The organism is Mycobacterium neumannii (assembly GCF_002245615.1).
Taxonomy (GTDB): Bacteria; Actinomycetota; Actinomycetes; order Mycobacteriales; family Mycobacteriaceae; genus Mycobacterium; species Mycobacterium neumannii_A.
Genome location: NZ_NKCO01000025.1, coordinates 20,849 through 32,433, shown reverse-complemented (window position 1 = coordinate 32,433; position 11,585 = coordinate 20,849). Strand labels below are relative to the sequence as shown.

General features: G+C 63.7%; 11 protein-coding genes. 5 read left to right on the top strand and 6 right to left on the bottom strand.

From position 1 onward, the window contains the following. Positions 1-35: 35 nt before the first annotated feature. On the bottom strand, positions 36-329 hold the full coding sequence (locus CEX88_RS22040) for a 2Fe-2S iron-sulfur cluster-binding protein (RefSeq protein ID WP_094295125.1): 294 nt from the start codon (positions 327-329) through the stop codon (positions 36-38). 130 nt (positions 330-459) lie between these two features. On the opposite strand from CEX88_RS22040, the gene CEX88_RS22035 reads away from it, so the two are divergent. Then, positions 460-2,067: a flavin-containing monooxygenase gene (locus CEX88_RS22035; RefSeq protein ID WP_094295124.1), complete on the top strand. Its 1,608-nt coding sequence runs from the start codon at positions 460-462 to the stop codon at positions 2,065-2,067. Between the two features lie 11 nt (positions 2,068-2,078). Here CEX88_RS22035 and CEX88_RS22030 read toward each other — a convergent pair whose 3' ends face one another. From CEX88_RS22030 to CEX88_RS22015, 4 genes are read right to left on the bottom strand one after another with little or no spacing between them, the layout of a single operon-like run. Next, positions 2,079-3,089: a zinc-dependent alcohol dehydrogenase gene (locus tag CEX88_RS22030; RefSeq protein WP_094295123.1), complete on the bottom strand. Its 1,011-nt coding sequence runs from the start codon at positions 3,087-3,089 to the stop codon at positions 2,079-2,081. Between the two features lie 35 nt (positions 3,090-3,124). After that, positions 3,125-3,874: an SDR family NAD(P)-dependent oxidoreductase gene (locus CEX88_RS22025; protein WP_094295122.1), complete on the bottom strand. Its 750-nt coding sequence runs from the start codon at positions 3,872-3,874 to the stop codon at positions 3,125-3,127. Further along, on the bottom strand, positions 3,871-5,115 hold the full coding sequence (locus CEX88_RS22020; protein ID WP_066848741.1) for an alkyl sulfatase dimerization domain-containing protein: 1,245 nt from the start codon (positions 5,113-5,115) through the stop codon (positions 3,871-3,873). Before CEX88_RS22020 ends, CEX88_RS22025 begins: the two co-directional genes overlap by 4 nt. Beyond that, positions 5,112-6,365 carry a sulfotransferase family protein gene (locus tag CEX88_RS22015; protein WP_094295121.1) on the bottom strand — a complete coding sequence of 418 codons (1,254 nt, stop codon included), beginning with the start codon at positions 6,363-6,365 and terminating at the stop codon, positions 5,112-5,114. Before CEX88_RS22015 ends, CEX88_RS22020 begins: the two co-directional genes overlap by 4 nt. Positions 6,366-6,421: 56 nt before the next feature. Between CEX88_RS22015 and CEX88_RS22010 the strand changes: the two genes are divergently transcribed. Continuing rightward, positions 6,422-7,369, top strand: coding sequence for an IclR family transcriptional regulator (locus tag CEX88_RS22010; RefSeq protein WP_094295120.1), 948 nt, complete (start codon positions 6,422-6,424; stop codon positions 7,367-7,369). Between the two features lie 216 nt (positions 7,370-7,585). Continuing rightward, positions 7,586-8,653: a cytochrome P450 gene (locus CEX88_RS22005; protein WP_202931610.1), complete on the top strand. Its 1,068-nt coding sequence runs from the start codon at positions 7,586-7,588 to the stop codon at positions 8,651-8,653. Between the two features lie 151 nt (positions 8,654-8,804). Here CEX88_RS22005 and CEX88_RS22000 read toward each other — a convergent pair whose 3' ends face one another. Next, entirely contained in the window at positions 8,805-9,677 is an 873-nt protein-coding gene (locus tag CEX88_RS22000; RefSeq protein ID WP_202931609.1) for an alpha/beta fold hydrolase, read from the bottom strand. Positions 9,678-9,902: 225 nt separating this feature from the next. Here CEX88_RS22000 and CEX88_RS21995 point away from each other — a divergent pair, with 225 nt between their 5' ends. Beyond that, the gene (locus CEX88_RS21995; RefSeq protein ID WP_094295118.1) at positions 9,903-10,712 is read left to right on the top strand and encodes an MlaE family ABC transporter permease; all 810 of its coding nucleotides are present in this window, start codon (positions 9,903-9,905) and stop codon (positions 10,710-10,712) included. 13 nt (positions 10,713-10,725) lie between these two features. Continuing rightward, positions 10,726-11,583, top strand: coding sequence for an MlaE family ABC transporter permease (locus tag CEX88_RS21990; RefSeq protein WP_094295117.1), 858 nt, complete (start codon positions 10,726-10,728; stop codon positions 11,581-11,583). Positions 11,584-11,585: the final 2 nt, after the last annotated feature.

Below are 11,585 nucleotides of genomic sequence, written 5' to 3'. Positions count from 1 at the left end.
GGACGGAATCCCGGTCAGCGGGCGGCGTTTCCGGCTCAGTACTCGATGTGGAGCTCGTCGCTGATCGGTCGGGCCTGGCATCCCAGGATGAGGCCCTCAACCAGGTCGGCCGGTTCGAGGATGTCGCAGGCAGCCATGTCGACCTCGCCGGACACCACGGTCGCGACGCAAGAACCGCAATGGCCTTCGCGGCACGAGTGGGGAGCATCGATCCCGGCGTCGAGCATCGCGTCGACCAGCGACTTGTCGCGAGGCCAGCGCAGGTTGTGCCGGGTTCCGTCCAGATCGACACAGACGGTGGCATCAACCCGGGCTTTTGTCGGTGGCATGCGCCGATCGTGACGGTTCGAACAGGCCGGGTCGAGCGACCCGTCCGATGGGCGGTACGGCGTTCGCTCGATTGCCCGGTCATCGGGAAACTCCGGGGGCACCGCGACCGCGACGCCCTACCGTGACGTCGTGGGTATCTCCGAGGAACGCTCAACGGTGGACGCGGTCGTCGTCGGCGCCGGCTTCGCCGGGCTGTACGCCTTGCACAAGCTGAGCTCGCAGGGCTTGTCGGTCCGCGTGTTCGAGGCGGCGCCCGAGATCGGGGGGACCTGGTACTACAACCGCTACCCAGGAGCGCGTTGCGACGTCGAGAGCGTCGACTACTGCTACTCGTTCGATCCGCAGCTCGAGCAGGAGTGGGACTGGTCGGAGAAGTACGCCACCCAGGCCGAGATTCTGCGCTACCTGAACTGGGTGGCCGACCGGCTCGACCTGCGTGACGGCATCACGTTCAACACCCGGGTCACCTCGGCGGTACTCGACGAGAGCGACCTGAAATGGACCGTGTCGACCGATGCGGGTGAAGTGGTGACCGCCCGCTTCTGCGTGATGGCGACCGGTCCGTTGTCGGCGGCCCTGACGCCCGACTTTCCCGGCCTGGACGGTTACGCGGGGGAGCTGTACCACACCGCGCACTGGCCGCACGAGTCCGTCGATTTCACCGGTAAGCGGGTCGCGGTGATCGGGACGGGTTCTTCGGGTATCCAGTCCATCCCGGTGATCGCCGACCAGGCCGATCGGCTCTACGTGTTCCAACGGACGCCGAATTACAGTGTGCCCGCTGGTAATCGGCCATTGACCGATGAGGACCGGGCCCAGATCAAGGCGACGTACGCCGAACGCCGCCGGTTGTCGTGGCGCAGCGGCGGCGGCTCACCGCATATCGCGCATCCGAAGCTGACGATGGAGGCCACGGCCGAGGAGCGCCGGGAGGCGTTCGAGAAGCGTTGGGAGCTCGGGGGAGTCCTGTTCTCGAAAACGTTCCGCGATCAGATGATCGACATGGCCGCCAACGAGGAGGCGCGCAAGTTCTACGAGGAGAAGATCCGCGCGGTGATCGACGACCCCGAGGTCGCCGAGCTTCTGATCCCGAACGACCATCCCATCGGGACGAAACGAATCTGCACCGACACCAATTACTTTCAGACGTTCAACAAACCGCATGTGAAGTTGGTGAGCGTGCGCAAGACGCCGATCCTGTCCGTCGACGCCGACGGCATCAACACCACCGACGCCCATTACGACGTCGACGCGATCGTGCTCGCCACCGGGTTCGACGCGATGACCGGTGCGCTGGGCAAGATCGACATCGTCGGTCGCGGTGGGCAGAAGCTGCGCGACGACTGGGCGCACGGACCGCGCACCTACCTCGGTCTCGGCGTGGACGGCTTCCCGAACCTGTTCCTGGTCTCGGGGCCGGGTGCGCCCGCGGTGCTCGCCAACATGGTGTTGCACGCTGAGGCGAACGTGAACTGGATCGCCGACGCGATCTCCCACCTCGACGAACACGGCTACACCGCAATCGAAGCCACCGGTGACGCCGTCGAGAACTGGATCGCGGAGTGCAATCGACGTGCAGACGCGACGTTGTTCCCGAAGGCCAACTCGTGGTACATGGGCGCCAACGTCCCGGGTAAACCGCGCGGATTCATGTTGTTCATCGGCGGTTTCGGCGTTTACCTGGATGTCTGTGCCGAGGTGGCCGCAGCCGGTTACAAGGGCTTCCGCCTGATCTAGGATCGTCGTCGTCAACTCAGTGTGATGACAACTTTATCGGCCATCCCTGGCGTGCCGACGCAGCGCAATGCCTCCTCGAGATCGTTGAAATCGAATGTATGACTGATGATTAAGCGATATTTCTCCCAATTGGCGACGATGTCTTTGGTCACCTCGAAAATCTCACTCGGATAACCCATCGACCCGACGATAGTCAGCTCGTTGCTCATGACGTTCATCATGTCCACGTTGACGGGCTCCTTGTGAACGGCGACGACGCCGAGCTTGGCCCCACGTTGGGCCACGCCCATGGCCGAGTCGATCACCTCGGGCACGCCCGCTGCATCGAGGAAAATGTTTGTGCCCGCCCTGTCGGGCCACATCGAATCACCGGGGCCGTGCAGGTCGATCAGCCGTGCCGCGAAATCCTCATCCTGGGAGTTTATGACCGCGTCGGCACCGATCTTCAAGGCCTTGTCGAGGCGGGACGGCAGAATGTCGGTCACAACGACGTGTTCGACTCCTCGCGACTTCAGCGCAAGGGTGATTCCCAGGCCGATGGGGCCTGCGCCGAACACCAGCACCTTGTCACCGTGTCGAGGCGCCACCTGGTTGACCGCGTGAAACGCGACCGCCATGGGTTCGTTAAGCGCCGCGACCTCGTACGGGATGTGGTCGGGAATGACCTCGAGGCTCCGACCCCGCACGGCGTCCTTGATGAGGAGGTAGTCGGCCAGTGCACCGGCCGACCCGCCGTTGCCGATGATGTCGTCAGCGAGGGCCATCGGATTGATTACCACGCGATCGCCGACCGATATATCGCGGACGTCGGTGCCGACCTCGACCACCTCGCCGGCGGGTTCGTGTCCGATCGGCATACTGCCTTGTCGCGGCGGCAGCCCACCGATGGAAATGTAGAGGGTGTCCGATCCGCAGATTCCGCACGCTCGGATCTTGACCAGTACATCGGTGGGGCCGACGGTCGGCGTTGGTACGTCGATGATCTCGGTCTTCTCAGGGGCGGTGATGATGGCTGATCGCACTGCCGTTTTCCTCCTTAGATGGGGCGCCGATGTGGTCAGAGCACGCTGTAGCCGCCGTCAACAACCAGCGCAGACCCGGTGCTGTAGGCCGCGTCGGCGCTGCATAGATAGAGGATGGGGCTGGCGATTTCAGCGGGCTCGGCGAACCGGCCAAGCAAGATGTGATCGATCTGCTCCTGCTTGATCTCCGGTACGTACTCCATCGGCGCAGTCATGCGGGTGGCGACGACACCGGGGACGACGGCGTTTATTCGTATGCCGTCCGCCGCCCACCTGGCGGCGAGGTTTCGCGTCAGGGCGAGAACACCCGCCTTCGCCGATCCGTACCCGGGCACCACCGGCACCGCACGGATGGCAGCCATGGAGGCGAGCATCACCACGCTCGCACCCCCAGCCGCCCTCGACGTTTTCAGAGCACCGTGCAGCCGTTCGGTCAACTGAAACGGTGCGAGCAGGTTCAATTGCACTGAAGCAGTGAAGCCTTGCGCCGTGGACTCGTCGAGGCCGCCGGGGAAGTTGGCTCCGGCGTTGTTGACGAGGATGTCGAGTTCGGTGAACTGTTGGGCGAAAGCCTCGATGGCGCGCGGGTCGGTGAGCTCCAACTGTCGATAACTCATTCCGGCCAGGTCGGTGTCGTACTCCTCGGGCGCGGCCCGCGTGCCGGTGATGGTGACGTGTGCCCCGCTGTCACGCAACATGGTCGCCGTCGCATGTCCGATGCCGCTCGTTCCTCCCGTCACCACCGCTGTCGCACCGGTGAAGTCGAAAAGTACACGGTTCGTCATGACAGTCCGGCAATCCGCGTACGCAGCCAAGCGGATTCCCAGAAATTGCCGCTGCGTTCCAGTAGGACGCGGTGCGCGCTGATCAACACGTCTTTGGCCTCCTCGTTCTCGGGTTGTGCGCGATTGACCATCTCGGCCAATTGGACCGCCCACACCGGTTCTCCGGCATCCAACAGGGTCCTGCACCGGTCCAGAACGGCTGCAGCACCTGCTATTTCGATGAGATCTGCTTCTGCCTGGTCGGGGCTATCGGCATAGAGTTCGGCCGTCGATCGATGGTGGAACCAGCCGGCATAGTTCTCCCAGATCGCGCGGACATTCCAGCGTACGGTTCCGTAACCCTGACCCACCTCCAACTCGGACGGCAGCACCACTTCGCGCATGAGTGTGTGAACGTCTTTGCCCTGGTTCATCCCTTCAACCGTGCGGTCGTGGATGTAGAGCACCGCGTCGCGGAGCCGGGTCAGCTCCCATTTGACGCGGTCTTTGCCGACGATCGGGCCGAAGTGACCGGTGAGCAGGGTCTCGACGCCCAGTGCGCGGACCCGGTCGATCGACTCAACCACGGTAAGCGCATCCCGGTAGCGATCGCCGCGCATGGTGACGAGGTTTGGGATGTGTCCAAACAGCGCGCCAAACAGGTTGCCGCACAGGCATACACCTTCGCTCGGCAGCCAGACCACCAGGCTGTCGGTAGTTTCACCGCCCGGTGTTGCGAGCAACTCCAGTCGACGACCGCCCAGCTCGATGGTCAATTCGTCGTCGACGACCATCGTCGGAGTCGGCACACTCTGCGGCCGTAGGGCACCAAATCTCGCTGTGGCGCCCTCGATGGTCGCCATGACCTTGTCGACCCACGCGAACGCGGAGTTCCTGGCCCGGAACTCTGCGAGCAACTCGTTGTCGCGCCGCCAAGTTTCCCAATTCGCCTGGGCGACGACGTCGGTCTGGGGGTCCGCCAGAGACCCGATACCGCCGACGTGGTCGACGTGTCCCTGCGTGAGGATGATGTAGCGGGTCGGCGCCGCGTCGATGGCGTCGTAGTTGGCGCGGTGCACGGGCCCCTCAAACCCCATCCCGGTGTTCAGCACGATCCGGCCATCGCCGGTCACCAGCATGTAGGAGTTCGACAGGCCGGGGGAGAGCCATATTCCAGCGCTGACCTCTTCGGCCGGTGCCCCCGCGCCGACTATGTCGTCGGCTCCCGGTCTGCCCAGATATGCAGGCTCGTAGTCGTTCACGTCTCCTCCCGCACATCAAAGCGGTCGAAGTAAAACCCGAATCGCGTCCGGACATCCTCCGGCGATCGCCCGAAGTGGCGTCTGAGGTCGTACCGCAGCCGCCCGTGTTTGCCGCGTGGATTGTCATCGAGGTAAGCGCGGAACCCTTGTCGTGCCTCGGGGCTCAACTCGGTGCCGTTGCAGGAATACAATTTGTCCAGGATCGTCATCTCGTTGCCGTTGAGTTCATGAAACGAGATGTCCATGCTCTGGCCGGATCCGACGAGTTCGCGGTCACGCACGCACGCTCGCAGCAGGTGCTCGACTCGGTCGATCCAATATTCGACGAGGCCCTGCGGGTCGATCTCCTTGCGCCGAACGCGATCACCGTATGCCAACATGGTCACGGCGGATGTGATCACCGCTACCGGGTCGCGATGGGTGAAGGCGACGGTGGCATCTGGGAATGTGCGCATCAGCGGCCCGAGTTGCTCGCAGTGCTGCGGCGACTTCAGCACCCACCGCCGTGGTCCTCGCAAGAAGGTCAGCGCTTGCAGAATCGTTCGCAGGTAAGCGTAGTGCGCGTCCTGATTCAACCCGAGATAGAAATCGCGCCATTGCGGAACCCGGGCGTGCCACTCCAGCACATAGCTCGCGAAGTCCAGATCGAGAAGCTCCACTTCCTCCTCAATCGCCTGCGGGAACCGGTCATGCATCGCCTGCAGCAGGGGGGTCATCATCTGTGCCGACTCGTGCTCGGCGACACTGCGCACGAACCGGGGATCCACGCCGTTGATGTCGGGCCCCTCACCGCGCATCGGGAACGGTTCTTGGCTTTCCCAGTACGGCAGGGCGCGGCGTCTGGTATCGGCCGCGACGAGATTCACCAGATGCGTTGTGCCCGAACGTGGTAGCCCGACCACGATGATCGGCTTCTCGATCTTGATTTCGTGGATCTCGGGGTACCGGCGCAGCAGATCGGTGAGCAGCAGCCGCTGTGAGAGCAGACGAACGATCCGATTATGCAAGATGAGGCGGTTGAGGTTGGTGTTGCCGGCGTCCGCATCGGCTGCCCCTGCGTATGCGTCGAGTCGTGGGCGAAAGTCACCGGGTCCGAAATCGTCCAACCCGGTCTTTGCGACCGCCTCGGCGATCAACGCAGTCGGCTCCAGGTCGATCGACACCCCGGCCAACTGGTCGAGGATTCCTCGCTGCACCGAGTCGAGTTTCGGGCAGGTCAAATCATCGATGTCCAGTACGGCATCAGGCATCCGGTCCTCCAAGTCCGCTACTCGTGTGACGAATATTCGTTATAGGCTCCGAATATATGAACATCAAGCTAGGGCCGCCTCGGGAACCGGGTCAAGACCCTTCGCCGCCGACCCGGCGCGTCGTCGCGATCGTGGAGCGCCTCGCGCAGGCTGGACCGGAACCGCTGACGTTGGCTGAAATCTGTCGCGACCTGCGGATCAGCCGATCCACCGCGCACGCCATCCTGGCCACGCTCTGCGCGTGCGACTGGGTTGTCCGCGACCCACTCAGCGGGAAATACGCACTCGGCAGTGGCATACCTAGGCCGCACCCGGGGAGCGTGCCAGTCTCGCGAATGCTGCGTGCACCGTTGGGTCGACTGTGCTCGGCGATCGGCATGGCAGCCTGTATCTCCGAAGTCAGGGACGGTTCCATCGCGGTCGTCGAATCGATCGCTCCGGACGCTGGGCGCCCCCAACTGCAGGCTGGGCAACGATTGCCTTTCGTTGCACCTTTTGGGCGCGAATTCGTCGCATGGGCACCGGCAGCGGTGCGTCAGCAGTGGTTGGACGCTGCCGGCCCGGTAAATGATGTCTATCGGGCACGAATGCCCAAAGTCCTCAACGAAATTCAGAAGCGCGGCTTCGGCATCGAGCGACTCAGCGACCCCCTCCTCAAGGTGTATACGGCGCTCTTGGCGCTAGAGGACGGTGATGTGGCCGGCCCCGTGGCGATGCGTCTGGCCGGCGCCGTCGCCGATCTGACCATCGTCGACTTCCTGCCCGCCGAACTGCCTCAGATCGAGCAGGTTTCACTCGCAACCATCTCTGCGCCGATCTTCGACGAGCACGGGAACGTGGTGATGTCGGTGTCCGCGCAGGTCTACAAGCACCTGTCTCTCGAGCAGGTACGCGACGTCGGCGAGCAGATCCTGGATTTCGCCGGTGATGCGAGTTCCGCGATCGCACAACATGTTTCCGAGACGATCAGACATCGCGCCGGCCAGGGTATGGACAACCGATGATCGACTGCGCGCCGAGCTGCCGTCCCAGCCAGTGGGCATGCTCGGCCCACCGGCGCGAGGGGGATTTACCGTGAGCGAAACAGCCGGTGGAGTCGGTTCTCTCAGCTCCTATGGGCTGCTGCGAATGGAGGGCCAAACGCGATGACCGGTTCACGAGTTCTCTACGACCCGGCCACACCGCAATTCCAGACCGAACTGTGGGATGTCTACCGCACCATGCGAGACGACCACCCGGTGTACTGCGACCCGGATGGTCAGTTCTACGCTCTGACCCGGTTTGCCGACGTCTGGACCGCCGCCGCTGACCATGAGACCTTCTCCAGCCACGTCGCGGAGGCCAATGAGCTGCTGCCGCAGCTCATCTACATCGATCCGCCGCGGCACGCGGCGCTGCGCAAGTTGATATCCCGGGCATTCACCGCGCGGCGAGTGGCCGCTATGGAGGATGAGATCAGGAAGAGCATCAGAGCGCTGATCGATGAAATTGCCGTAGGCAGCGTGTGTGAGTTCCAGCACGACTACGCTTCGGTGGTCCCCAGCGTCGTGGTGGGCGGCATGATCGGCCTCGATGAGCAGTACCTCGCGCCGATGCGCACTTGGACAGAGGCGTTCATAGGTTTGGCCGATAGCGGCGAACCCTTGGAAGCCGCGATGAACATCTACGCGATGTTCGCCGAGCTGCTCGAAGAGCGCCGCCGCAGCCCGCGCGACGATCTCATGACCGCACTCCTGAGTGCCGAGATTGATGGGGAGCGACTCACTGATCGAGAGCTGCTTGGCTTCTGCCTGCTCTTAGTTCTGGGTGGCAATGCCACGACAGCCAACTTGATCGGTTCGGGCACTGTACTTCTGTTGAGTCATCCCGACCAGCTTGATCTAGTTCGCAGGGACCAGTCGCTCTGGCCGACGGCGATCGAGGAGATGCTCCGCATCGAAGCGCCCACCCAGGCGCTGCCCCGAATGGCCACACGTGACGTCGAGTTGCACGGTGTCCGAATCCCCGCCGGATCGCGCGTGATGCTGGTGTGGGGCGCAGCCAATCACGACGACCGTGAGTTCCGGGAACCCGAGCGCTTCGATGTGACTCGTCGTGCGCAACGCCACGCCTCGTTCGGGCACGGCGTGCACTTCTGCATGGGGTCGGGATTGGCGCGGTTGGAGGCCCGTCTCGCGTTCGCCGAGTGGTTCCAGCGCTTTCCTGACTGTTCCCTCGCCGGCGAACCCGAGCGAATAGCGTCCATCTGGGCCCGCGCGTTCAACTCGATTCCGCTTCGTCTGGGTTGACCCTTTCGAGCCCAGGTCATTGCAGTCACCTGCCCGGTTCGGCCGGTCCGAACCCGACATCCTTGGCTGACTGTGTAGCGCACCGGCTCGAAAGCACCGAAGTGTCGCATGACCGCGGGAGGCCAGGCGGCGAGCGAGCCGTCTTCCAGCGTCAGGGTCTGTTGAGGAACGCCAAGACCGTGCTCTCGAACGCCGACTTAGCCTCGATCATCGCCCAGTGCCCGCAGTTCGGAAAGACGTGCAGCTCGGCATTGGGGATGGTGCGCATCGGGATCAGCGCCATGTCCAGCGGGCTGACCCGGTCGTCGCGCCCCCACGTCAACAGCGTGGGTGCGGCGACCTTGTGCATCTGCGCCCACGGCAGCGGCGCATCGCTGCCGCGCATGAACGCCATCATCTGCGTGAAGGCCTTCTTGCCGTACATGCGCCGGGCGGACTCCAGCGTCTCCGGATCGGTCGCCAACTGCCAGCGTTCCTCGATCAGTTGTTCGGTGACGAGCGACTGGTCGTACACCATCGAGTTGAGCCAGTCGACCAACCGCTGACGGGTGGGGTCCTCGGTGAACTCCTGGAGCAGCCGAATCCCCTCACTCGGGCCGGGACTGAAGATGTTGGTGCCGATGCCGCCGATCGTGACCAGCCGGCCGATGCGGTCCGGGTTGCTGATTGCGAAGTTGATCCCCACGCCGCCGCCCATCGAGTTGCCGACGATGTCGACGCGATCGATGCCCAGCGCGTCGAGGAAGGGGACGACAGCGCCCTGCGCGGTGATCATCGGATGGCCGCCGAAGTCGTCGCTGACCCCGAAACCCGGGAATTCCAGGATCACGCAACGGAAATGCTCGGCGAAGGTGGGCAGCACACCGCGGAAGTTGCGCCAGCCGGTGACGCCGGGCCCGGAGCCGTGAAGAAAGAGCAGAACAGGACCGTCACCGACGTCGTAGTAGCGCAGCACACCGGAGGGGGTGGGTGTCTCACGGAGGTCGCTCTCGACGCGGGCGATGAAGGCTGCGGTATCGGTCACGCCCACAGCCTGCCACGCGCTCGTCGCGCCGCGGGCGGGTGTTCCGTTCATCGGTCGTCCCGGTAAGCGGGACGCTCACTGTGCCGGTGCGCGTTTCACTGCGACGCTTTCCCGTCGAGACATGGCGCCCTTACCGCCCGCTGTCAGATGACGCAATCAGGAGGCGTGATGTCCCGCGATGCCGATGGTGCTTCGCAGTGACGTCGACGAACGAGGTTGCTGGCCATGACGACTAAGGCGCCCGAGCGGTGGTCTGCGGGTCTGCCGCCGTTGCGGAATCTGGCTGGGCCGATGCAGGCGGTCGGGGCGTTGTTCGCGATGTCGGCTGATGCGGTGCGGTTTGTGTTCCGCCGGCCGTTTCAGTGGCGGGAGTTTTTGGAGCAGTGTTGGTTCATCGCGCGGGTGTCGTTGGCGCCGACGTTGTTGGTGGCGATTCCGTTCACGGTCCTGGTGTCGTTCACGTTGAACATCTTGTTGCGGGAATTGGGTGCGGCTGACCTGTCGGGTGCGGGCGCGGCGTTCGGCGCGGTGACCCAGGTGGGCCCGATCGTGACGGTGTTGATCGTGGCCGGTGCCGGTGCGACGGCGATGTGTGCCGATCTTGGGTCGCGCACGATCCGCGAGGAAATCGATGCGATGGAGGTGCTGGGCATCAACCCGGTCCAGCGTTTGGTGACCCCGCGCATGTTGGCCTCGGGACTGGTGGCGTTGTTGCTCAACAGTTTGGTGGTGATCATCGGGATCCTGGGTGGTTACACGTTTTCGGTGTTCATCCAGGATGTGAACCCCGGCGCGTTCGCTGCGGGGATCACGCTGCTGACCGGGGTGCCCGAGGTGATCATCTCGTGTGTGAAGGCGGCATTGTTTGGTCTGATCGCCGGATTAGTGGCGTGTTTTCGCGGGTTGACGATCACCGGTGGCGGAGCCAAGGCGGTCGGTAACGCGGTCAACGAGACCGTGGTGTATGCGTTCATGGCGTTGTTCGTGATCAACGTGGTGGTGACCGCGATCGGCATCCGGATGACGACGGGCTGATCGGGAGCTATCGATGGGAACCGTACAAGTTCTGCGCAGCACCTATCCGCGCCTGACTCGGGGGGCGCGCAAGCCGGTCGACTTTTTCGGTCGCATCGGCGATCACATGCTGTTCTACCTGCGGGCGCTGGCCGGGGTGCCGCACGCGTCGGTGCATTTCCGCAAGGAGATCGTGCGGTTGATCGCCGAGATCTCCATGGGTGCGGGGACATTGGCGATGATCGGCGGCACGGTGGCCATTGTCGGCTTCCTGACGCTGGCTGCCGGCGGCACCTTGGCGGTGCAGGGGTATTCGTCGTTGGGCGACATCGGGATCGAGGCGCTGACCGGGTTTTTGGCGGCATTTATCAATGTGCGTATCGCGGCCCCGACGGTGGCCGGGATCGGGTTGGCCGCCACGTTCGGGGCCGGGGTGACCGCGCAGCTGGGTGCGATGCGCATCAACGAGGAGATCGACGCGCTGGAGTCGATGGCGATTAGGCCGATCGAGTATCTGGTGTCGACCCGGCTGATCGCGGGGATGGTGGCGATCACCCCGCTGTACTCGATCGCGGTGATCTTGTCGTTTGTTGCCAGCCAATTCACCACCGTGGTGTTGTTCGGCCAGTCCGGCGGGCTGTATGACCATTACTTCGACACGTTCTTAAATCCGATCGACCTGTTGTGGTCATTTTTGCAGGCGGTGCTGATGGCCATCACGATCCTGTTGGTACACACCTATTTCGGCTACTTCGCCTCCGGCGGCCCATCGGGGGTGGGCGTTGCGGTCGGTAACGCGGTGCGCACCTCGCTGGTGATCGTCGTGTCGGTCACCCTGCTGGTATCCCTGGCCGTCTACGGTTCCAACGGCAACTTCAACCTGTCCGGGTAGTG